At 61.4% G+C, this 23,895-nt stretch carries 15 protein-coding genes and 3 pseudogenes; 12 read left to right on the top strand and 6 right to left on the bottom strand.

The window, feature by feature from the left end; genetic code table 11:
* Window positions 1–12: 12 nt before the first annotated feature.
* Both ACS5Q1_RS03080 and ACS5Q1_RS03075 read left to right on the top strand, forming a co-directional pair.
* The gene (locus ACS5Q1_RS03080; protein WP_473096812.1) at window positions 13–813 is read left to right on the top strand and encodes a response regulator transcription factor; all 801 of its coding nucleotides are present in this window, start codon (window positions 13–15) and stop codon (window positions 811–813) included.
* 137 nt (window positions 814–950) lie between these two features.
* A complete protein-coding gene (locus ACS5Q1_RS03075) occupies window positions 951–1,403 on the top strand; it encodes a hypothetical protein (RefSeq protein ID WP_473096811.1) in 453 nt (150 codons plus the stop codon).
* Window positions 1,404–1,648: 245 nt separating this feature from the next.
* Here the strand turns inward: ACS5Q1_RS03075 and ACS5Q1_RS03070 are convergent, their stop codons facing one another.
* Window positions 1,649–2,374 carry a hypothetical protein gene (locus ACS5Q1_RS03070; RefSeq protein WP_473096810.1) on the bottom strand — a complete coding sequence of 242 codons (726 nt, stop codon included), beginning with the start codon at window positions 2,372–2,374 and terminating at the stop codon, window positions 1,649–1,651.
* A gap of 358 nt (window positions 2,375–2,732) precedes the next feature.
* Here ACS5Q1_RS03070 and ACS5Q1_RS03065 point away from each other — a divergent pair, with 358 nt between their 5' ends.
* The 4 genes from ACS5Q1_RS03065 to ACS5Q1_RS03050 all read left to right on the top strand — a co-directional run bounded on the left by ACS5Q1_RS03065 (window position 2,733) and on the right by ACS5Q1_RS03050 (window position 9,561).
* Window positions 2,733–3,017: a hypothetical protein gene (locus ACS5Q1_RS03065; RefSeq protein WP_473096809.1), complete on the top strand. Its 285-nt coding sequence runs from the start codon at window positions 2,733–2,735 to the stop codon at window positions 3,015–3,017.
* Between the two features lie 346 nt (window positions 3,018–3,363).
* Entirely contained in the window at window positions 3,364–6,276 is a 2,913-nt protein-coding gene (locus ACS5Q1_RS03060) for a beta strand repeat-containing protein (protein WP_473096808.1), read from the top strand.
* 32 nt (window positions 6,277–6,308) lie between these two features.
* The gene (locus ACS5Q1_RS03055) at window positions 6,309–8,135 is read left to right on the top strand and encodes a type I secretion system permease/ATPase (protein ID WP_473096807.1); all 1,827 of its coding nucleotides are present in this window, start codon (window positions 6,309–6,311) and stop codon (window positions 8,133–8,135) included.
* A 52-nt stretch (window positions 8,136–8,187) separates the two neighbouring features.
* Complete coding sequence (locus ACS5Q1_RS03050; protein ID WP_473096806.1) at window positions 8,188–9,561, top strand: HlyD family type I secretion periplasmic adaptor subunit; 1,374 nt, start codon at window positions 8,188–8,190, stop codon at window positions 9,559–9,561.
* Between the two features lie 1,943 nt (window positions 9,562–11,504).
* Here ACS5Q1_RS03050 and ACS5Q1_RS03045 read toward each other — a convergent pair.
* On the bottom strand, window positions 11,505–11,651 hold the full coding sequence (locus ACS5Q1_RS03045) for a DUF1127 domain-containing protein (RefSeq protein ID WP_473096825.1): 147 nt from the start codon (window positions 11,649–11,651) through the stop codon (window positions 11,505–11,507).
* 1,378 nt (window positions 11,652–13,029) lie between these two features.
* Between ACS5Q1_RS03045 and ACS5Q1_RS03040 the strand changes: the two are divergent.
* The 6 genes and pseudogenes from ACS5Q1_RS03040 to ACS5Q1_RS03015 all read left to right on the top strand — a co-directional run bounded on the left by ACS5Q1_RS03040 (window position 13,030) and on the right by ACS5Q1_RS03015 (window position 19,381).
* A pseudogene (locus ACS5Q1_RS03040) lies at window positions 13,030–13,687 on the top strand (calcium-binding protein).
* 298 nt (window positions 13,688–13,985) lie between these two features.
* Window positions 13,986–14,406 (top strand): annotated as a pseudogene (locus tag ACS5Q1_RS03035) (DDE-type integrase/transposase/recombinase); the annotation flags it as partial.
* Between the two features lie 199 nt (window positions 14,407–14,605).
* A complete protein-coding gene (locus tag ACS5Q1_RS03030; RefSeq protein ID WP_473096805.1) occupies window positions 14,606–16,729 on the top strand; it encodes a DNA/RNA non-specific endonuclease in 2,124 nt (707 codons plus the stop codon).
* Between the two features lie 1,448 nt (window positions 16,730–18,177).
* Complete coding sequence (locus ACS5Q1_RS03025; RefSeq protein ID WP_473096804.1) at window positions 18,178–18,390, top strand: hypothetical protein; 213 nt, start codon at window positions 18,178–18,180, stop codon at window positions 18,388–18,390.
* Window positions 18,387–18,656: a hypothetical protein gene (locus tag ACS5Q1_RS03020; protein WP_473096803.1), complete on the top strand. Its 270-nt coding sequence runs from the start codon at window positions 18,387–18,389 to the stop codon at window positions 18,654–18,656. The genes ACS5Q1_RS03025 and ACS5Q1_RS03020 overlap by 4 nt, the downstream gene beginning before the upstream one ends.
* 104 nt (window positions 18,657–18,760) lie before the next feature.
* On the top strand, window positions 18,761–19,381 hold the full coding sequence (locus tag ACS5Q1_RS03015; protein WP_473096802.1) for an RNA-guided endonuclease InsQ/TnpB family protein: 621 nt from the start codon (window positions 18,761–18,763) through the stop codon (window positions 19,379–19,381).
* A gap of 423 nt (window positions 19,382–19,804) precedes the next feature.
* On the opposite strand, the gene ACS5Q1_RS03010 is transcribed toward ACS5Q1_RS03015, so the two are convergent.
* The 4 genes and pseudogenes from ACS5Q1_RS03010 to ACS5Q1_RS02995 form a co-directional block, all read right to left on the bottom strand.
* Window positions 19,805–20,950: a GGDEF domain-containing protein gene (locus tag ACS5Q1_RS03010; protein WP_473096801.1), complete on the bottom strand. Its 1,146-nt coding sequence runs from the start codon at window positions 20,948–20,950 to the stop codon at window positions 19,805–19,807.
* Window positions 20,951–21,276: 326 nt separating this feature from the next.
* Window positions 21,277–21,522, bottom strand: coding sequence for a DUF6894 family protein (locus ACS5Q1_RS03005; protein ID WP_473096800.1), 246 nt, complete (start codon window positions 21,520–21,522; stop codon window positions 21,277–21,279).
* A 168-nt stretch (window positions 21,523–21,690) separates the two neighbouring features.
* Window positions 21,691–22,908 (bottom strand): annotated as a pseudogene (locus ACS5Q1_RS03000) (IS3 family transposase).
* A gap of 586 nt (window positions 22,909–23,494) precedes the next feature.
* Window positions 23,495–23,701, bottom strand: a complete 207-nt coding sequence (locus ACS5Q1_RS02995) for a DUF6894 family protein (protein ID WP_473096799.1) — start codon at window positions 23,699–23,701, stop codon at window positions 23,495–23,497.
* Window positions 23,702–23,895 lie beyond the last annotated feature (194 nt).

Genomic DNA, 23,895 nt, shown 5'->3' with positions numbered 1-23,895 from the left:
AAAGGGATGGGTATGCCGAACCAGATTCTCAGTTTTCCTGAACGAGGGGAATGCGACGTCGCCCTGATCGATGACATGGAGATGCGCCGTGCCGGACTGGCCTGTCTCCTGAGCGATTGGATCAAGGCCAACTCCATTGCCCTTTCGGCCTTTGCCTCGCCTGCGGCTTTCACCGAAGCCGCAGGCGGCGCGCGTTGCCGGATAGTGATCATGAGCATCGGCGGAACCCGTGTCGATGATCCCGAGGTGCTCGCCGGGATCGAGCAGATCCGGTCATCGGCGCCCCAGGCCAGCCTTGTCATCCTTTCGGACCACAAGGACCCGGGGCAGATCGTGGCCGCATTCCATTCGGGAGCGCAGGGATACATGTCCATGGGGACGGAGCCCGGCGTCGTGCTCAGGATACTGGACTTCATCATGTGCGGCGGCTCCTTCTTTCCGCCGCACGCCCTGGCGGACCTGTCCCAAGCCTCCGCCTCCGGCATCGGCGCGGGCAGGTCGGGAACGCGTTCCAACGGGGCGATCGTCGTCCCGGGGGGACTGACCTCGAGGCAGAGGGAAGTCTTGGACTGCCTCCGTCTCGGGAGGTCGAACAAACAGATCGCCCGCGATCTGGACATGCAGGAGGCGACGGTCAAGGTGCACATCCGCCAGATCATGCGCAAGCTCGGCGTTGCAAACCGCACCCAGGCGGCCCTCGAAGCGGCCCGGTTGTTCGATGCGGCACAGGCGCAATGCCAAACCGCTGCCGAGGCGGAACAGGAACCCTCGGCCGACGTGGGGGCGCTGCCCTTGCTGGCAAAGTCGGCCTAGGGAACTCATGTCATGGGCGGATTTCCGGATGTACGCTCGTCCTGAAACGACGTTCGACCACGGGACCGCTTCGGACCTGATCCGCAGTCGTCGGGTCCGAGAGCGGCAGGTCGGCTGACGCAACGATGGAGATCGGCGTGCACATCCTGGAATGGATTCTGAAGACGGGGCAGGCCCTCCCGGGAATGCTTTTCACGCTGCCGATGCCAGTCCTTCTCGGCATCCTAGCCATCCCGTTGCTCGTGGCGACGTTCTCACGCTCGGGTGTGGGGGTTGTCGGCACTGGCATTCTCACCGTCGCGACCTTCGTGCTGTTGGCGCAGGAGACAGGGCAAGGGGACGGTTCCGGACTCGCGCTCATCGCCTATGCCGGGGCGCTCATCGTGGCCTTGAACGGCTTCGAGGCGACGGACAGGAGGAGGAACCTCGCTGCCCAGATCGAGGAAATCGAGCAGATCCGGAAGGACACGCGGGCATTCCTCGATGCCCTGGACCGTCGCGCGCAGGTCGTGGACAGTGTCGCCATAAAGGGTGCCGAAATGACGGTATCGGGAGAGGGAGCAGGCGACGACACCCGACAGGCGACCTGATCCGTCGACCGGTCCTCTCGGAGACGGTGGCGAGGGCAGCGGTAGGGATTGACGGACAGCACGCCAGGACGGCTTCCTTCAGCGAGCCGCTGGGCGTTCAACGGCGAATGCGGTGACAATGCTCCCGCAGAGCGCAGCGAATGACGGGGCGATCATGCCTGCGCAAGCTCCGAGGGGCATGTGTCGTGACCTGGCCGTTTTGTGGGACTTGGCCCGTGGCCCCACGGCAATCGGCAACGCGCGCCTCAATCGGCGATGACGATGGAACCCAGCGTCACGCTCGACATCTGGTCCTCGACCGCGAGCGAGAACAGGTCGACCTCGATGATGCCGTTGTCGGCGATGACGTCCATGTCGACGTCATACAAGGCCACGTTCCCGTCGAACGGAATGATCCCGTCGCCGCATCTGCATGGATCATCGTAGGCGGGTGCGGTGACCAGGGGCTTCGCCTCGGTCTCGACCGGAACCCCATCCTCGGTGAATTCCACGGTGGGTGAGGGCACGGCAATGCCGGATTCGTCGATGATCAGTGCGTACAGATGGTCGATCGACGAGGAGCTTGCGGTGCCGCCGCCGACGTCCTGATCGACGATGGAGGAATCGTAGCTCAGGCTGAACGACCGATCCGCTCCGCCGATCAGTTCGATCGAACCCGTGGCCGACGCGTAGGACTGGCCGCTCGATGCGGCGGCCGCTTCCGTCTTCAGTGACACGTTGGCTGACGTCGCGACCGGGCCGGCGCTCACGGTGGCCTCGGCGGACACGGAGGCGAACGTGTCCTCCCCGACCGCCGTTGCATCGGCGTACAGCACGGCGCCGATTGCGTCCGTACTCCCTTCCACCGGACCCGTCGATATGGTTGCGGAGACATCGTAGGTGTCGACCAGCGTCGTGCCGTCTCCGGTCCCGCCGTCCGTTTCGGTCGTGATTACGCTGGCACTCAGGTTAAAGCCTCGATTGATCGCCATGTCTGTCAACCTTCGGGTGCGTGCTTCGGGTGCGTGATTGCAAGAACTTAACAGCCCGGGGAACGGGAGCGCGTGCGCATAAGCGGTGCACGGATGCAAAGAGGTTGATGCGGGGCCATCGGGCTAAGGCCTACGCCCATCGGCGGTCGGCGTGGCCGGGCCACGGCATATCTGGATGTAGCCCTTGGATGAGCGGTACCGAAGGGCGTAGCCGGGGCAGGGGCTTACGCTCGAATCCTTGGCGGAGGCCGTTTCTACCGCAATGGGCGTTTAGTCCTTGTGCGCCTTTGCGATCCGAATTCCCGCCGATCTACTTTGCGGGCGTTGGATGGATCCAACACAACATCTGGAGAATATCATGAGCTGGTGGAACAACAACGACGAGTTCGAGTTCGAGATCGATTTCGAGAAGGAGTTCGAGGCCGAGATCGAAGTCGAGTTCGAGACAGAAGTCGAATACGACAGCGAAACCTACGTTGGGTCGGAAATCGACGTCTGCGTCGACATCGATGGCAACCAGGTGAACTTCAACCTCGACGCCCAGGCCATCGGCGACGACGGTTTGGTGGACGCGACCGTGGTCGCCATCGCCACCGACGACTACGCGAGCCTCACGATCTCCGGCGTCGTAGCTGTGGCCTAACACTGCTTCGGGCCGGCCGACAGGTCGTCCGATCGGGGTCCCGGGAGCGAATCCCGGGGCCTTTTCGTTTCGGCGAAGCGCCACGACCTGCCTCTTTCAGGATTGATGCAATCCCAGTCCTGGACCCGCGCGTCCCGGGGCATGGAAGGATTCGAATGGCGACACGGTGGCACGCCGGGAACGGGTGGCATGCACCTTTCGGCGGATGGGGCGTAGGGCGTAGCCGGAAGCATGTACGCCAGAAGATGGCTAATCTCATATCGCTGTAGCCGGTAGGGATGGCCGACTCCTAGGATGCCCGCGAAGTTTCTTGCGCGGGACGCCAAGGCAATAAGGGATACGGGTGATGGCAAAGAACGTCAGATTCGGGAACAGGTCCTCGGGGACGACGACCAATGATGCATCGGGGAGCCGGAACCCGGTTGCCGATGAATCCCTGGTCGTGCAGGCCGCCCCGTCCGCGCGTCTGTCTTCGTCCCTCGCGGCGCAGATCGCAAGCGAGCCGACCTACCAGGACGTGGTCCTGAACGATGCCGCCAACACCCATCAGGTCACGACGAACGGTTCGTTCAGGGTGAGGGGGAACGGCGGCAACGACACCATCACGGTCGCGGCCGGCACCGCGGGTTCCGATTTCCTGGATGGTGGGCTCGGCAATGATCGCGTCACGGCGGCGGGAACGGACGACATCCTCGACGGCGGCGCCGGGGCCGACACGTTGAACGGCGGCGCCGGCAACGACACCCTCATCGGCGGGGCGGGAGCGGACTCGATCGTCGGCGGTGACGGGATCGACACGGCGGACTACTCCGCGTCGGCCGCGGCGGTGTTCATCACGCTCCCGACCAACCCGAGCATGACGGCGCGTGGCAGCGGCGGCGACGCGGCCGGGGACGTCCTCTCCGGCATCGAGAACGTCACGGGTTCGGGAAGCAACGACACCCTGACCGGCAACAGGCTGGACAACCGCCTCGTCGGCGGGCTGGGCAACGACGTCGTGCGCGGCATGGACGGGAACGACGAACTGTACGGCGACGGGACCGGAGTGGATTCGCCCGTCGGCGGCAACGACATCGTCGACGGCGGCAACGGCGACGACACGCTCCACGGCGGGGGCGGGGACGACACCCTTCTCGGCAGCTTCGGGGACGATCGGCTCCATGGCGGAGCCGGGGACGACTTGCTCAACGGCGCGAACGAGAACGACCTGCTCGATGGCGGCACCGGGAACGACCAGCTCTTCGGCGGCACCGGCCACGACACGCTGATCGGCGGCGAGGGCCATGACACCCTCAACGGTGCCGGGGGCAACGACAGCCTCGACGGCGGCGAGGGAACCGATGACCTCAACAGCGGCGACGGCGACGACACCGCGATCGGCGGGGCCGGCAACGACACGATTGCCGCCGGATCGGGCAATGACAGCGTGGACGGCGGCGACGGGGACGACATCCTGGACGGCGGTTCGGGTGCCGACACCCTCAACGGCGGCGCCGGAATCGACACGGCCGACTATTCGGCAGGCGGGGCCGTCGGGATCGACCTGACGAGCGGGACCACGTCTGGGGCAGCGGCCGGCGACGTGCTGAGCGGCATCGAGAACCTGATCGGGAGTGCCGGTGCCGACATCCTGGTCGGAGACTCCAATGCCAACCTCCTCACCGGACGGGCCGGGGCGGACCAACTGATCGGCCAAGGCGGCCTGGACACCGCGGACTACTTGCGATCCGAGGCGGCCGTGATGATCCAGTTGAACGGCACGGCGGCGGATCCGACCGCCGTCGGGACCGGCCACGGAGGGGACGCGGAAGGGGATCGGTTGCAGCTCATCGAGCGCGTGGTGGGGTCCGCCTTCGCGGATACCCTGCTCGGCAGCGAACTCAACGACACCCTCGTCGGCGGCGCGGGGGCGGACGTCATCAACGGCAACGGCGGGCGCGACACGGCGGAGTATTCCACCTCGTCAGAGGGCGTCGATGTCACCCTGGATGCCGCCGGAACGACCGTCGGCATCGGCGGGGATGCGGAGGGGGACCAGGTGACCGGGATCGAGAGCCTGATCGGGTCGGACCACCACGACACGCTGGGCGGCAGCACTGCCGCAAACCGACTGGACGGCGGCAAGGGCGACGACCTCCTGATCGGAAGCCTCGGCGGGGATACCTTGATCGGCGGTGAGGGTATCGACACGGCCGACTACTCCGGATTCGGAAGCGGTATCAACGTGCTTTCGGCGGGACCGGCGACGTTGGCGAGGGTGGGGCCTGGCAACGTCGTGATCGACATCCTCAGCGGGGTCGATCACGTGATCGGTACGGCCTTCGGCGACCTCCTGTCCGGGACGGAAGCCGCTAACCGACTTGATGGTGGAGGCGGCAACGACCTGCTCCATGGCGGCGGCGGGGCGGATTCCCTCGACGGCGGGGACGGGGTTGATACCGCGAGCTATGCCCAGTCCGGGGCTGGGGTTACCGTCGACCTGAGCCTCGCGGGGCCACAGGTCAGCGGCGGGGATGCCGCGGGTGACATGCTCAGCACGATCGAGAGCCTGATCGGGTCGGTCTACAACGACCTTCTCATCGGAAACGCAGGCGACAATCGACTCGAGGGTGGAGATGGCAACGACATCCTGGTGGGCGGTGCGGGTGCCGACACCCTGGTCGGAGGCAACAACATTGACACGGTCGACTACTCGACATCCACAGCCGCCGTCGACGTCCGACTCACGAGCAACATGAACCAAGGCGTCGGAGTACGGGCATCCGGCGGGGATGCCGCGAACGATTTCATCTCGAACACGATCGAGAACGTCATCGGATCCGCCCATGCGGATACGCTGCATGGCAACCATCTTGGCAACAGGCTCGTCAGCGGGGCCGGCAACGACGTTATGCGGGGCGGCGGCGGGTCGGACCTTCTCGTCGCGAACGGTCAAACGACTGGTACCGGACTCAGGTCTCTGCACGGGGATGGGATCGACGGCAACGGAACTCCAGCCATGGACACGTTCGCGATTCTTGCTGGCACTAGCTACATCGTCGACTACCAGCAGGGCGAGAACATCGTGGTGGATGCCGCTTTCAGTGCTGGGCTTGCCTCAGTCAGCGGAGTTTACGCGCTCAGGCTGTCGGGACCGGACTTTGTCGCCTTGGTCAACCTGGGCATCGCCGTCAGCCAAGCCAACCAGGCGAGCGCCTCGGCATATGCGAACTTCATCCTGAACAACGATGTCTTCGTCGATCCGGACTTCATCGCCTGAGGCCAAAGCGGAATGGTTCTGGAGACGACCACATGGCGATGAAACGACCTGCAGCGCAGCGTCGCCGCGCGACCGACCTACAGCAGGCGCTCGCCGCCTGCCGATCCACTGTGTGGGTATTGGCGGGCTTCAGCCTCGTCATCAACCTGCTCATGCTGACGTCCCCGCTCTACATGATCCAGGTCTACGACCGGGTGCTGACGTCGGGCAAGCTCGAGACGCTGGCCATGATCACCATGCTCGCGGCGGCTTCCCTGATGCTGCTCGCCACCATCGACACGCTGCGGTCGAGCGTGACGTCACGGATGAGCATCTGGTTCAACGACCGCCTGGGTCCAGTGGTCCTCGAGAACGGCGTCCGCGCCAAGCTGCTCGGCGACGGGTCGGGCGGGCAGGGACTGCGCGACGTCTCCCAGATCCAGGCCTTCATCGCGTCGCAGGGACTGACGGTTTTCTTCGATGCCCCGTGGACGCCCGTCTTCCTGCTCGTCATATGGGCCCTGCACCCGATGCTCGGGATCATGGCGGCAGCTTCGGCCGTGGTTCTCCTGGCCCTGAGCATCGCCAACGAGTACGTCACCCGGAAGCCGAACCTCACCAGCAACACGGCGCAGATCGTGGCATCGCAGCAGGCCGAGGCGGCGATCCGCAATGCCGAGGTCGTGCGCGCCATGGGCATGCTGCCGATGCTCACGGAGCGCTGGCGCAAGAACAACCAGGCGGCGTTGACGGCGACCCTGCGGGCCTCCGAGCGGGGCGGCATCCTGCTCGGGATGACGAAGTTCGTTCGGTACTTCGTGCAGACGGCCATCCTCGGCCTTGGTGCCATGCTGGTCCTGAAGAACGAGATCTCGGGCGGTGCGATGATCGCCTCGTCGATCCTGCTCTCGCGCGCCCTGGCCCCGGTGGAGCTCGCGATGACCTCGTGGCGCCACTTCGGCAGCGCGCGCATCTCCTACGGCCGCCTCAAGGCGCGGTTGCAGGCGCTGCCGCCCGAGACCGAGCGTATCCGCCTGCCGACCCCGATCGGGCACCTGAGCGTCGACCACGTCAGCTACAGCGCCGGCAACGCGAGGGCCCCGGTCTTGCAAGGCGTCTCGTTCAGCGCCAAGCCCGGCGAGGCGATCGCCGTGATCGGTCCCTCGGCCAGCGGCAAGAGCACGTTGTGCCGCCTGCTCGTCGGGATCACCCCGCCGAGCGCGGGCAAGATCCGCCTCGACGGCTCCGAACTCGGGCACTGGGACGCGGACCAGCTCGGCCAGCACATCGGCTACCTGCCGCAGGACGTCGAGCTGTTCGCCGGGACGGTGGCGGAGAACATCGCGCGCTTCGATCCTGAGGCCGATGATGCGGCAATCATCGCCGCCACGACCCTGGCCCATGCCCACGAGCTGATCCAGCAGCTTCCCGATGGCTACAAGACGCAGATCGGCGATGGTGGCGCGCGGCTCTCGGGCGGGCAGCGCCAGCGCATCGGGCTCGCCCGCGCCATCTACGGCAATCCGCGGCTGATCATCCTCGATGAGCCGAACGCGAACCTCGACCAGGCTGGCGAATCCGCGCTCGCCGGGGCCGTAAGCGAGCTGAAGGATCAGGGCGCAGCCCTGATCATCGTCGGCCATCGGCCCTCCACCCTGGCGCAGGCAACCAAGGTCCTGTTGCTGCGCGACGGAAGGGTCGAGCTCTTCGGCCCCCGCGACGAGGTGCTTCAGCGCATGCGCGGGGCCAGCACGGGCGGCAAGTCGTCGACGGTCCCGATGCACAAGCCGTCCGTCGTTGCCCGGCACGGCGGGGCTGCGGCGGCCGCGTTGCCATCGGCACCGGATGAATCTGGCCCGGTACGCAGCGATGCCTCATAGGCGGCGGCAGACGGATCGGATGGCAGAATGAGTTGTACAAGGCAGATGACGGATGAGCATAGGACAGCTTCTTGCGAACTCGGACGGACGGCAGGTCAGGTGGCTCCGGTCCACGCGCCCTGACGATGCTGCATCGTTGCGGGATAGCATCCGCCGACCGATCAGGGTCGCCTTCGCGCTAAGCCTGATCTACTTCGCGGGCTTCGGGGCCTGGGGTGCCGTCGCGCCGATCGCGGGCGGATCGGTGGCGCCGGGGGTCATCAGCCCCGACGGCAGCAGGAAGACGGTGCAGCATTTGGAAGGCGGCATCATCGGCAAGCTGCTCGTCCGCGACGGCGACGAGGTGAAGGCCGGCCGGCCGCTTCTCGTGCTCGAGAACATCCAGCCCAAGGCGACGCACGACATGCTCGCCTCGCAATTCCGGACACTCCTGGCGACCGTCCTGCGGCTGGAGGCCGAACAGGCCGGCAGCGAGACTTTCGTGATCCAGCCGGAATTCCAGGGCGAAATGAGGGACGCGAGGACGGCCCTGGTGGTTCGGGCGCAAACTGACCTGTTCCTGGCGCGCAGGGAATCCCACCTGGCACGGAAGCGCGTCTTGGCCCAGCGCATCGAGCAGCTCGAGGAGCAGATCAAGGGCTTCGAGTCCCAGGCGGGAAGCGCAGCGCGCCAGTTCGCGCTGATCGCCGAGGAACTCGAGGGCAAGGAGCAGCTCCATCGCAAGCAGATCGTCACCAAGCCCGAGATCCTGCGCTTGCAGCGCATGCAGGCCGAGATCGACGGGCGCCGCGGCGAGTACCTTGCCAGCATCGCACGCGCGAGACAGCAGATCGGTGAAACCCAGCTTGAAGCCCTGACGCTCGACGCGGAGCGGGCCGACCAGATCGCAACTCAGCTCGTCCAGGTCAGGGCGGAATTGGCCTCGGTGCGCGAGCGCCTCGCGGCCAGCGAGGACATCCTGAAGCGCACCGTGGTGACGGCACCCGTTTCGGGCACCGTGGTGCACATGCGGTTCACGACCGAGGGCGGCATCGTGCGCCAGGGAGAGGCGATCCTCGATATCGTGCCATCCGAGGATGCGTTGCTGATCGATGCGCGGGTGACCCCGACGGACATCGACATCGTGCACGAGGGACTATCGGCACAGATCCACCTGTCGGCCTTCTCAAGCCGCGGGTTGCCCCGCATCGAGGGAACCGTCCGTTCCGTGTCGGCGGATCGGATCGTCGACGAGCAAACGGGTCAGGCCCACTACCTTGCGAGGGTCGAGGTGGACCGCGAGCAGCTCCGGCGCATCGATCCGAATCTCGAGCTGGTTCCCGGCATGCCTGCCGAGGTCCTCATCGTCACCCGCGAGCGGACGATGTTCCAATACCTGTTCGAGCCATTCTTCGACGCCTTCCGCCGCAGCTTCCGAGAGGTTTGATCGGGAGCTGCGGCATGGGCACGAGGCGAGTTTCAAGTGCATGTGCCGCACGTGGGCGGCCATCCCGGCCGTGGCATCGTCGCGGGATGCGTTGAAGTTCGCTCGGTCCGGACGCGGAGTCCCTGTCGGCCCTGCTCAACTGGCACGCAGGGAGTTCCGTTCTCCAACAAGCATGTCGGAGCAAGAACCATGAGGGACCGCGATGGAGCTGGATGACCCGTTTCCGTTACACTTATTCACCACGACCGTGAGGGAGGCGATCCTGGGCGAATTCTCCGGTCGGAACCCGAGCGCCAGGGAAGTTCTCAGCATTCCTGACCATGAGTGGCTGAGGGTTCCGGGGATGGGACCGAAAACGCTGGCCAGGATATACGCAGTCATCGTCCCACGTGGCACCCGCAAGGAACATGGCGCGGAGCGATGGACGGACACCGAGCTTCGGACCAAGTTCCATCGTCTTGCCGATCAGCATGAGCATATTCAGAGGGAACTCGCGGAGATGCGGCCCGAACTGTCGATGATCGCGACAGAGCTGCGGCGGCGAGGGATTGACCTTCAGACAGATGGCCAAGAACCGAAATCCTGCACCAGAGGGTTGGGCCATGACCGGGTTCGGAGACCATGATGACGGGCCTTGTCGCAACTCTTTCTGTCCTTTCGCCAGTCTATGGGCTCGCATGTCATGAGAACGCCATCGGTAAAGCCTCAATGACGAGTTGCGACGTATGGAATGAGGTCAACTGTTGGCTCCTCGCTTGGGGGCTGAGATGCGATAGCGCGTGGATCCGCTCGTCAGGCGGAGACTGGGTGAAAACGCTGGCGGGCCACTTCTTGAAGCGATTCTATGTCTTGTCATCATTGATTGGCCGGGAAATCCCCGGTGCAGCGGATTGAAGGTGTACAAATAGTTCGTCCCGATCAGCTTGGTTTGAGTTTCCACACAGGCTCCAAGCGGCAAGCGGACCTTTTGCACGACCTCGCTCCCCCAACCAGTTTGACCCTGATGCAGAATGAGCAGCCCTCCGGCGAGTCTGCCATGGCCTCATTCAAGTCACTGCCACACATTGACCTACTGGTCGGATCGACATCCACGAGACCGCGCTATCTTGGGCTCGATCGCATCCATCTTAGCCTCGACAAGATCTGCAAGCGCGCTGGTTGGTGCGAGTGCTCGAAGGTTACTGACCGCCTCTTTGAGCTCCGCCAGAGTTGCTCCGTCCATGGGTGTTTTGCTTGCGATCTGCAACGCCTTCTCAGTGTCCATGCCCGAACCCTTTCGTGCTTGGAAGGAGGCGGAAGATGAGCCTTGGATTAGGGCAATCCTGCGCACTTCAGAGAGCCTTTTGGAGGCCAGTCATCACGGAGTGGTGACCGCCCCCGCTAGTCTTGGCACGGCGGAATGCAGCGGCTCTCCACTGCGAGCTCTGCGATACGAAATAGGATGGGCAACCGAAGGACTGACGCATACTTCGGATCAAATAGATCGGAGATCGCGCGCGAACTGGCTGAGACGGTTGATCCCCACGAAGACGCAGGGGCCGGCGTGCCGACTGGCGTGTGCTGGTGACGAGTGCGTTGGCATGATACATTTGTGTCGCGCTCTGGCCACGTCGTGGATTGCAAGCATCTTTGATGTCAGGCGACAATCCGAGACCTCGCGCGCAAGCGCCAATGGCGGGCGACGCCTCCTATCTCCATGCACCAACGTTCCGTCGGCAAGTTTGCGATGGATCTCACTGCCTCACCAGCGCGTGAACCACGCACCGCATCTGTATTCGCCAGGTCGCCGCGGATTGGTGTGAGTCGGCATCGGCAGAGTGCTGGACGCCAGTTGGCCCCGTGGTTCGTAAAATGCAGTCCGCTCTTGAACAGCATGGGTCATGCGGCAGTCTCCATTGGCAGAGCGCTTCAGTATCTGGGAGCGATGGTCATGATGTCGACTATTATCGGGCTGCTTGGCGCGCGAAGTGCCTGATGTCCTCGCGCTTGATGCCAAGGTCTGTCAGTGTTCGCTCAGGGAGGCTTTCGAGCTCCCAAACAGTCCTATGGCACCCGAGCCATTGATAAACTCTCTTGAGAACAAGCAACATCAGCATGGGCAGAGAAGCTCAGTTGAACGAATGCATCTCAGAGACGGCAGGCTCTGGGCCCAGATTGTTTGATGGTGTGGCATCACCTCCGCCTGGGCCGCGTGGCCTTGCTCCAGACGCGGGTCGCCAGGCGGAAAAACGTGAGAAAAATCACGACGATCTCCACGGAGTGGCTACGGGGACGGCTATGCCTAATCAGCTTGGCTCGGAAAGGAGGGTTGCTCCACACGAGGCGTCGGCTCGCGGACCGGCCCCCGTTCGCCGCGAGGCCGGACCTCCTGTCGTCTGATCCGGGTTTGGCGGACCGGGGTTGGACTGGTCGGCTGCGCGACCTGCCTCCTGCCAGCACGGCGGGTATGAATACACCGTTTGGAAGAGTGCGATCGTCAATGGGCCATCTCCTGTGCGGTCAGACACGGATGATCCCGAGCGCTTCCGTTCGTGTTGTTGCGAGAAGAATGAGCGGGTTTGCTGCAGCGCGGTATACCCGTCGGGGAATAAGACCTATGCGGAACGCGCACGGAACATTTCGTGCAGATTGGAAAAGGAACTGTTGTGCAGGCTTGCAGGTGTTTCCGCTTAACCGATGAGCTTCATTCGATTGGATTATGGCCGCTCACCGGCAGCCTGTGACAATCATGCATCGCACATTCCCATGTCTGCTGAGTTTGGCTGCTATTCGTGCGAGGAAAACTGCATAGCTTTGACGAAGACCGCGCCGGTTCATGTTGCCTTCCGCATACAAGACGAACGTGGGCACCCGAGAAGCGTCGGTTTCGCGGCTCAATGGCTGGCCGACGTGCCCCCTATCAACGCTTCACGGGCGGCCTCACGACCGACCGCGCATGACTTGGGGCTGATGTGGATCGCGACGCCTTCATTGTGAAGGACTTGCACCATCGACTCCTTGCCAGTGCCCCGGCGCACCCTTGTTCCGTCCCCTTAGCTGAAACTCTGAAACAAATTGTTGCGACAGATCCGACCCTTCTGGCTGTCTCAGTAACCTGGGACGCATTCCGACCACGATGCTAAATCGTTAAAGTGTAAGAATTTCTCGTCCATTCAGAAAATGTTACAAGTAATTCATATCGAAATTCGTTCTATTTTGCATGAACTACTTCTGTACTATTCGAGTTTTTTGTGTGGCCAGTTCATGGATCTTAGCAAGCAATAATAATAATTACCCTCTGCGGATTTACACTGGTCCGAATCTCTTCTATCCAAGGATCCGCTGGTTGACGCGAAAAGCAGTAAACATCGCATCCAGCTCCACAGGCACGCGCTCAGAGCGCTCTCACTGTTCAATCCGTTTGATCCTCACGAGCAGGCGCATCGGTACGCGCCCGCTCGCCGGGCAGGCACAACACAGGAGAAACACATGGCAACAATCGGCGGTAGCGAGAGCATCGATCACTTGCAGGGAGCCTCCGGGGCGGATGCTATCTTCGGCCATGGCGGGGACGATCTGATCTTCGGCCGAAGCGGCGACGACGATCTGTACGGCGAGGCCGGTGCGGACCTTGTTGACGGCGGCGCCGGGGAGGACTGGATCTCTGGTGGTGCGGGCGGCGACTACCTGATCGGCGGGTCAGGAGCCGATAGCCTGCTCGGCGACGCTGGCGATGATGATCTCGACGGCGGCGCTGGCGCTGACGTCGTCCTCGGAGGGGGCGCAACGACGCGCTTGACGGCGGTTCTGGCGCTGATCTGTTGCAGGGCGGCGCGGGGACGACATCCTGCGCGGCGGCGCCGGAGCCGATCTCCTTGACGGCGGGGCGGGCGGCGACACATTCATCTTCACCGGCGGCGGCGGCAATGATGTCGTGCTGGACTTCAAGCCGGGCCAGGATCTGTTGCAGATCTCCAAGGGGATCAACGGCACCGATATCGCGACGGCCGACGATCTGGCCGGTCGCGTTCAGCAGGTCGGCGACAACACCGTGATCGACCTGGGTCACGGCGATACGATCACGCTTGTCAACGTCGATGCTGAGGACGTGAACAGCAACCCGGGCGACTATTTCTCAATCCACTAAGGGCATAAGGGCGTCACAGCTCTCGGCCGTGGCGCCCGTCCCGAATCGAAGGCCGACCTCATGGGGTGAGGTCGCTTGATGTATGGCGACTTCGCGGAGCCCGTCCGAGCCTCCATGGCCTGACTTCAGCAAACCGCTTCGATGCGGTTTGCTTCTCTCCTCCGAGAGATCTCGCTCCGCAACTCATGAAGGATTGGTCCGCAGCTTGTGAAGGGTCGACCGCCCCCGTTGGCCCTGTCACCGGCAAGGCCCCGGATGACCTTAGCCATATCGGGCATCCGGGGCCTTCGCCGTTTCCGAGCACAACGGCGACACGGTTGAGTTCTGGTTCAGCGAGCGGCAAAACCTGCCCGCTGCCAAACGATTCGTGAAGGCACTCAATCGGCATGGCCGACCCAAGCGGATCGTGATCGATGGCAGCCAGACCAATCGTGAGGCGATCCTGTCTTGCGACTCGACGGACCAACTATAAGACCAATCACGATGTCAGCTGAAGCCGATCCGGATCCGTCAAAGCCAATATTGAACAATCGCATTGAGCAGGATCATCAGGCCATTAAGCAGCGGGTACGGCTAATGCTCGGGTTCAAGTCCATACCCAGCGCTCGGCGATTCTTGGTGGCGTCGAGATGGTACACATGATGCGCAAACAGCAGGCGAAGGGTGTCCATAGGTCTCAACCCTCGTTCGCCGAGCAGTTTGAGCGGCTGGCGGCATAAGCGTCAAGCAACACGCACCGGCATGTTTTCGACCCGATCTAGGGGTTTGCGACGAAATCGTTTGGAGTGGTGCAGAGTGATCACCGATGAGGCCGTTGAGGCTTGCCGGCCAACCGTCGACAAGGAGGCGGCCTTCTCGTGACGGTTTGCACTTCATGTGAGACCGACAACCTCCTCAGTCTCACATGACGTGCACACATTGGCCTCCAAATCGCCCGATCCCATCATGACGTGCGCATCGACACCTGCGCTATTGTGCCAGCTTGTCACGGTATTGTTGTTTTCTGCGCCATACACTCTCGTCATCGTTGGGGGGGAGGGGCTGGCCATGGAAATCTCGAAATTCGCTGACGAACAACTTGTTGGTCAGATTGCAGCGGGCCGTGAGGCCACGCCCCAGGTCGACCCCGTGCGCCTGATCGAGCAGGTCGTTCACCGCGCCAGGGCCGGGGCAGGAGTGGATTTCGATGTCTTCGAATCCCTCATCGGTGAAAACGATCTCGTTGAAATCAACTATCTGGAACGGGGTTTGATGGCCGCCAAAGCCGTGTGCAGGATCACTGTTCCGGCGCCTGTCGGCGATGGCAGCGATTGGGGCACGGGTTTTCTTGTTGGGCCGCGTCTGTTGTTGACCAACAATCACGTCATTCGCTCCCCTGAGGATGCTCTCAAGGCAACAGTCGAGTTCGGCTACGAACTCGATGCCGAAGGGCGCCTCAAGCGCACCACGCGCTTCCGGCTTTCCCCTCAAGACGGTTTCGTGACGAGCCCCAAGGACGCGCTCGACTACACGATCGTCGCGATTGCCGAAAGCAGCGAGGACGGCGCCACACCGATTTCGGACTTTGGCTTTCTCCGCCTCGACGCACGAACGGGCAAGACGGAAGTCGGTCAATACGCGACGATCATTCAACATCCGGATGCGAAGACCAAACGGATCTCCCTGCGCGAAAACAAGTTCGTCAAATACGGGGATGATGCCGACCCGGAGCGCGATCATTTCCTGTGGTACTCATCCGATACGGCCAATGGGTCGTCGGGTGCGGCTGTGTTCACGGATGCCTGGCAGGTGGTTTGCCTGCATCACGCGGGCGTTCCCGATCGCCGGATGATCGACGGCGAGGAACACTGGATGCTGACCGACAAAACAACCGCGCCGGCCCACATTGCCATCAACCTCCCTGTCGATAAAGTGCGTTGGCTCGCGAACGAAGGCGTTCGGATTTCCAAACTTATCGCCGATGTCGAACAACGGATTGCAGTCCCGGGCTTCGCTCGCTCAACCCTCGTCGAGGATCTCGTTGCCGACGCCACGGGTGTCAAGCCGTTTGCCGGCACGACACCAGGGGAGAGCATCATCGGTCCGCCGCTCGTCGTTGCACCAGCGCTGCGGCTTGCTGCCACCGAAGCGAGACGCCGGCCGACGCGACGCACGCGCTCTGCCACTTACTTCGATGGACGCGAAGGATATCTGCCAACATTCCTGCCCGTCGCAATTCCGCTGCCCGAACTCGGGCCGAATGCTTTGCATCATGGTTCGCCGGCGAAGGTCGCCGGCGCAAGTGATGACGTTCTGCGCTATCAGCATTTTTCGGTGGTTCTGAACGCCAATCCTAAACGCAAGATGGCGTTTTACACCGCCGTGAACATCGATGGCGCCCGCTGGACCAATCTGGAGCGGGGAAACGATGTGTGGTTTTACGACCCGCGTGTGCCCGAGGAGCTGCAAAACGGCGACGAGCTCTATGGCGACGAACCCGTTCCCTCGAAGAACTATTTCGACCGAGGGCATCTCGTTCGGCGTCTCGATCCCGTTTGGGGCGGCATCCGTGTCGCCAAGCAAGCCAATGACGACACCTTCCAATGGACAAATTGCTCGCCCCAATATTGGGGTTTCAATCAAGGCGCCGATCTATGGCAGGGCCTGGAGAACTTCCTGCTCTATAACACGGACGAGGAGGATGTTCAGGCGTCCGTCTTCTCGGGGCCGCTTTTCCGTTCGGACGATGAAGAGCACCGGGGGATTCTGATTCCTCAGTTTTTCTGGAAAGTCATTGCTGTCACCGATAAGAACGGCAAGCTTTATACCAGCGCCTACATGGTCAGTCAGCAGGACTATGCGCTCGACATCCCCTTCGAGCGTCTACCCGTCGGTCCGAACAGCACGAAACCTGGTCAGAATTTCCAAGTACCTGTGGCGAAACTTATCGAAGACACCGGCATCATCTTCGCGGACGTCGTGCAGGACGCTGATGTGTATTCCGGGCCAGCCGCGGGTCGAACATTGCGCACCGTGGCGGATATACACCATCCGCGGCGTTGAGCGTTTCGGTGATCAAGGCCGCCAACGACCAGCCGATGTCGACACGGCGTAGTTGCCCGCGAAGGAAAGTCTGTCGTCAGCGGAAGCTCGGAGGCATCTTTCTCGCCCGAAGGTCCGCGTCGGGCCTTGGCTGTGGGGAGTCGAATAGACGTGAATTGCTGAAACCCACGTGACCAGAACGGTTCAAGCTACGACCTGCAGAACACAGCTGGCGAAGGCATACCGAACCGAGAAGGGTGCATGAATGATGAGGGCGAATTGATGTTCCATCGACCATATCCCTGCGATGGTTAGCCCTGTTCCCGACCAAGTGCGTCAAATCCCGGCATCACGATAGGAGCGTCGATGTCGATGACGCGGATATGTCAATCGCACCCCGCCGGTCCTGCGCCCCGGCGTGATGGCTGGAATTGGTTGTCCGCTTAAGGCCCGACATAGCAGTTTGTGACAGCGGGATGAAGAAGCGGGGAACGGTCCGGCGGACGCATCCGACCGACTTCTCGATGAAATTGGGGCAAGAGGGCGTCGGAAATGACCCCTCTCCACTACCGGCCCCTCGACGAACCCGGTTGTTGGCGAAATGCTCTCGATCGCGAATGCGCTTCGTGCTCATGTGACCGCCGGCAGATCCTTGATGGATGGGGCGCCATCGTCTCGGTCTTTGGTGCGATCATCGCGATCGGCGGTGTGGCCTACTCGGTCTATGGTCGGCTGGCTTCAGGGCTCAGACCTCGATTCAGCAGGAAGGCGGGTGCCTGAGCATGAAATCAACTGGGAAATCAGCTTCTCCACCGTCTTCATGATCGGAGGGGCTGCGCTCACGACTAGGGCGCCGGCAAGGAACTTAGAACGTCACTTTCCTGCCAAGATTTATGGTCACGGTTCGCGCCGTTCCGGTAGAGTAACAAAATATCACGAAAACCGTTTTGATCGTACGTAGATATTTCAGTCGCCTCGCTGGCTTTTGGTCGGTGAGGCGACCCTCAGCCCTTCCTTCTTGATCCATTTGGGTGGCATGAGCGTTAGCACTGATCTTCTGGAGGCGATCCATGATCACCGTGATCTCCGCAACCACTATTAGGCGCCGAATGCCGATCAATAAGCATTCAAGTACGTATTAAACATCTGGTTACTGTGGCTTTCCTGGCACAACGTCAAAAACAAAACTGCGTAAACGATTACATAGGCGACATCGGATTTCCGTTTCTTCCGGCCGGCGGTAATAACTTTGCGCGGTCCGTGCCTGATGGATCGCAACTCTGAGGAGTGTCGTTCCTCCCTCAAACTTGGGTTGCCGTTGTCGGCAACCCTTTCCGAACTGCCAGGAGTCCGTCAATGGCCTGCAAGAGCAGAACCCGAGCGAAGCCGGTAGAGGTTGCAGAGCAGCGGCTGAAATGCCCCGGCGTTGCATCATCAAGACCTTAGGATCAATCGCGATACACTGTCCTATGTCTGATTCTATCCAACTTCAGAAAACTGAACTCCTAGAGCACTGCGGTTACCAGATCCGGCTGAGCCCGACCGGTCTGGAGTGGATGGCCTTTGTGGCATTGCCCAAGCAGCGCCCGACCCTGATCATGGCTCCTCACCGTGAGGCTGTGCTCGTCAAAGCCCACGCGTGGATCGAGGTCCAGTTTCAGTCCGCTGAGCGCTCCACATGACCTACTGCCTCATCCAGCTCGCACCTGGCGCCTATGACCTTCTCCTCGAAGGCGAGATCATCGGTAGCGTTGTGCGTAGCGGATTGCGCGGCAGCGATACGGTCTGGACGGCCGAACTGATCGAGGATCTGCCCGAGGGCAAGCGGCCCGCTCCCTTCGTCGAAATCGAGCATTCCTTCCCGACACTTCAGCGATTGTGCGAGTGGCTCGGCACTACAGACGTCAAGATCAACTTCGGGCAGAGCGCGGCAGCCCGAAGTTCCTGAGCGCCATGCATCGGCCTACCATTCCTCAGACCAAGCGCTGACGGGCTCGCCGGTGAGCTCGGCGGCGGTTAGTGCCCGACTGGCTTAGGCTGGTAGGGCTCATTATGATCTCAGACACTACCCAGCGAAGACGATGGGAGGGCCAGAAGAGCCTTGCCCGCAAGAAGAAGGGCTCGCGTAACAGGACGAAGGCGCGCAGGGCTCTGGCCCGGTTCCAGGCCAAGCTCGCCCGGCGCCGGAGGGACGCGGCGCACGTGATCTCATGCCAGATCGCGAAGCGGCACACGCATATCGCCTTCGAGGACTTGCGGCTGACGAACATGACGGCGAGCGCCCGGGGCACGGTCGAGAACCCAGGCCGGAACGTGGCCGCGAAGGCAGGCCTAAACCGGTCGATCCTGGATGTGTCAGCCGGCCAGATCCGGTCGATGACGAAGTACAAGACAGTGTGGGCTGGTGGGGTATGCGTCGAGGTCGACGCCCACCACACCTCGCAGCGTTGCTCGGATTGCGGCCGGCATCCGCAGGACGACGCAAGCACCGAACACCTGTCGCATGGGCGCGTGACACGCGACCGCTTCATTTGCCCGTTGTGCGGGTATGAGGCCCATGCTGACATCAACGCCGCGAGGAACATCCTCGCGCTGGGCCGCCATCACTGGTCGGCATCCAAGACGACCGCCGGTGGCAGCCTGTGGAGGCGTCCGTGTGAGACGTGCCCGTGAAGCAGGAACAAAAGATCAAGGGATGAAGCGGCTTGCCGCCTAGCCCAAGATGCCTCGTCCTTCAGGGCGAGGAGTCTCACGAGCGGGGTTTCACCGTGCAGGCTGGCTATGAGGATCTCGCCAGGGCGATAGGACAGGGAATGACACTGGCTCTGTCGACTGCACGGGCAGAATGGGAAAGCTCGGCAATAGCGCCGCCATCTCGGAGTAAATGTGTCGTGATCCCGTTCCCTGTGAAAAGTGAGGACGTGCCCACATGACCATCAATGCTGCATTCTTTGCCAGCACCTGTGAGGGGAGGTAGAAAGTGAGCGAGCGAGAGTGTCACTGAGCATGGTGAGGCATCGTCAGCCCCAGCTCTGTTAAGCTGATCAGACTGTCGCCTGATCAGCGTTTCCGCCAGAGCTCCCGCGCCACCTGCGATTACCCGATGTCCACAAATGACGATGCCGAGACAACCACATTCCGACCTTGAGCCTTGGCTCGGTATAGGGTGGTGTCTGCATGGCGGAGCAGGTCTTTGACGGTTAACCTTGTACTGGTCGCACAACCGACGCTGACGGTCACATCCACACGCTGGCCGCGAACAATCTTCGCAACAGATGCAAACGAATGCCGGATTTGCTCGGCCAGTCTCCCGGCGTCTTCCCCGGAGAGCGGAACGATTGCGCTGAACTCCTCGCCCCCCAACCGGCCGTAGACACCACCCGGAAGGTGGTCGGACAAGATAGAGCTGAAGATCTCCAACACATGATCTCCCACCTCATGACCATAGGTATCGTTGATCTGCTTGAAGTTGTCCAAGTCGAAGAGCAAACAACTGGTGGGTGCATTGCGCTGCCGTGACATCAGCACTGCGGCATCTTCGAGAAAGGCTCTGCGGTTTGGGATCTTTGTCAGCGGATCGATCAAGGCTGCCCGCTTGTGTTGATCCTCCAGTTGTTCTTTCGCCATGGACAGAAAGACGAACGCTATGGTCGGCATGAAGGTCGCGATTCCGATTGCCATCGCACCGGACCATGGGGGGACAGGGCCGGCGATCCAAAAAGACTGCGCGAGCGAAAATCCAAGCAGTCCTCGCAGGATGTTAAAGCCCACCAGTCCAATCAGGAGAATGATGGCAGCGGCTTGCGACGCCAGCCGATGACGAGCATGCCACCAGAGCTCCCAGGCCGACATCAGCGCGTACCCAGCGCCGATTGCGGAGGTAAGGACCAATCTCATGGTTGGGCTGTCAGCGATGAAGGGGAATGCCACCCACCACAGGACCACGCCCACCAAGAGCGATGGCAGACTTATCGGTCGCGCATTGAACGCCTGACAGCCTCCGTAGAGGACACTATAGGCCGCGATCAAGAGACTGTTCGCAATAAGCAGGATAGCGAGGGTCAGTGTACCCCGCGCAACAACCATAAGGCCCATCCCCATGAGTACGAGAAAGAACGCAAGCCCCCACCAAGCAAGGGCTTTGACCTGTCGATTGAGCGCCCAGGCGAAGAAAAGCAGTGCCGTGAGAATTGCCGTGTTCAGAACGAACACAGCACCAAGAGTTGGGAAGTCGAGCTGCATTGATCGTCCGAAGCAGGTGAGCTTTGCTTCAAGGAGGAGAGTCCAGGTCTTCTATAGCGTCGATCCGTCTCGCCAAGGAGCTTTTCAATGGAACCGAAATGATCGGACTTGTCGACGTTACTTGCAGACGACTGAGATGATATAGCCCAAGACTGCGCCCCCAAATGCGCCGAGAAAGGGGTCGCTGAGGACATGGACGACGTTCTCTGGAATTGGATGGGAGAACCCATGATGAAGGTGATAGTGGGTGCCAACAATCAGACCGAGAGCGCTCCCGGTCAGCATGAAAAAGCCAACGCTGGGTGGATGCGATTCAGGCCCCTTTTTCATGCTGTCCCAAGATCCCGCTTCTTCTCGGCCACGGCAATGTTCGCCGTCAGGAGTGGTTCGGGACGAGAGTCTGTTACCCTTATAGAGATCCGACGGTGTCGGCGTACTGCATCCTTTACGAGTTCAGCAGCGGTCATGAGGGCCTCTCGGCCCGTATCCGTTGGATGGGTCGGATCCGTTCCGTCGGGATCGACCGACCACGCCTCCTCACCATAATGAGCGTCAAAGTAGTAACGCGGCATGGAAAATCCGGTTGTCCTTAAAAGGAAGGAGCCGCCAGGGAACAGCGGCCCAAGGCGCAGAGCAGAACGGCTCTGTTCCAGGGAACGGCCAGACGCTGCCTGACCGTCAAGCACGGGCGTTATACGAGCGGCTGAGGTTGCACAAGATCATGTCGCAAATGAAATCGTTTACATCTCGTTTATTGCGCATTGAGCCTTGCTGGTCTGCCCCGAGTGGGTGATCCGGATGTGATGTTCATTCAGGGTGGGCCGGAGCGCCAGCGGGTGAGTTGGCATCACGACCTGTGGTGCAGGTGGCCGGTAGCCCAAGGATGAGTGTAGGCGCACCGTATTGTCATGTCGGCGCCAGCTCTCAATGATCACCTGCGCCTCCGGCAGGGTGTAGAAGATCTCGCCTTTCAGCAGTTCGTCCCGAAGCTTTGAGTTGAAGCTTTCACAGGAGCCATTCTCCCACGGGCTGCCCGGCTCAATGTAGGCGGTCTTTGCTCCGACCGCGCTGATCCAAGCCCGAACCGCTTTGGCCACGAAGTCCGGGCCGTAGTCGGACCGAATATAGCCGGGGATGCCGCGCAGGATGAACAAGTCCGAGAGCACGTCAATTACATCAACGGCCTTGAGCTTCCGGCTCGCCCGGATGGCAGACACCCGCGGGTGTACTCGTCGATCCCGTTGAGCATGCGGAACTTGCGGCCATTATGGGTGCGGTCCACGACAAAGTCATACGACCAGACGTGGTTGGGATACTCTGGCCGCAGCCGGATGCAGGATCCGTCGTTGAGCCAGAGGCGACCTTTCTTCGGCTGTTTCTGTGGGACCTTGAGCCCCTCTCGTCGCCAGATCCGCTCGACCCGCTTGAGGTTCACGACCCAGCCAGCCTCGCGCAGCAAGGCGGTGATCCGCCGATAGCCTGAGCTCCCATATGGGACGGCCAGCGCGATGATGTCGGCCGTCAGAGCCACCTCATCGTCAGGCCGCCTGGGGGTCTTGCTTACGTGGAGCGATGCTGGCCCAGAACCCGGCAGGCAATCCGCTGCGAGATGCCAAACTTACTCGTCACGTAATCCACACAGGCGCGACGGCGGGCGGGGCTCAGTAATTTTGCTGACGCTGCCCTTCGGGTCCGAGGCGCCTCCTTCAGGATCAGCTTCTCCAGGGTGAGATCGGACACCGCCCGCCGCAATCTGGCATTCTCCATCTCCGCCTCTTTGAGCCGCTTGACCTGATCGCTCTTGGGACCGCCGTACTCGTGATGCCACCGCTCGTACGTGACCTCCGTCACGCCGATCGGCCGAATGGCTTGCGCGACGGGCCGACCGTGCGGTCAGCACATCCACCTGCCGTAGCTTCGCAACGATTTTCCTCCGCCGTGTGCCTCTTCTTGCTCATCCGTCAGCCCTCCATTCGGCTCAAACGCCATCCTTCAAGGAGGGTCACTTTTCAGGAGGCGGACCACATCGGTGCTTGGCTTGATGAACGCCAATCTCTGATGGTGGCAGCGTAAGCTGTACGTTTACCGCCGTTGTGCAGTTTGCCTGAGGAGCGGAAGTGTTGCGTTACCTGCGCCAAGAAGAGAGACCCATTCGGTTGCTCAGGCCGGGTGGGGTTCCGGTTCGCCTTGCGAACAGGCGCTGCCTCAAGTCACTGGATCGAGGGGGCGCGGGACGCTAGCGGTGTTTCTATCCATGCCGAAAATGGATTCTGCTAATGTGTGACTGTCGGAAGCAGAAAAGAAGGCAACCATCTGGAGAAAACCTTAGGTCCCGTCCTGCATCAATGGATAATGCTCTGGTTTGCAGTAACTTCAGGTCACTGCTCCTGGCTGTCCCGAGAGAAACCTACAATGGTTGAACGGCCGCCTCCAGTCAGTGAGCAGGAAGTAGCGCTCCGTAAGGAGCGGATTAAGCAACATGTCAAAGACATGGTGCGAAGGTTATCAGGGAAGAGAGATAAAGAGGGAAATTCGGCGAAAAGATCAGGAAAGCCCACCGTTTAGGTGAATCACATCAACAACGCACTCAGTTTCATCTGTTATTTCTAGTTGCCAACCTGTCCAATCAATTGCGACTTCGGGGTCATCTTCCCAGAGCTCGTTCACCGCCTCTAACGCAAGAGAGCCCGCCTCCTCAGGGTTTGCTGCATCAACGCCCGTGTTGTCAGTGATGCACTCAGTGCATTTCAATAAATTAAGTTAATATCTCACAATCGCCCTCTTTCGTGCGTCGCGGAGATAGGTGCAACTCAAAAAAATGCCTGACATTTACAGATGAAAATCGAAGTAAGTCTCGGATGATGTAATCGATTACGCGAATTTAGTCTTTGATATCTGCGAAATCTGTGACTAGGAAGACACGGCGCAGATTCGCTAGGAAGCGT

Source organism: Microvirga sp. GN3 (genome assembly GCF_055792825.1).
Note: the sequence above shows the minus strand (reverse complement) of the source record. Positions and strands in the feature narration are given on the sequence as shown.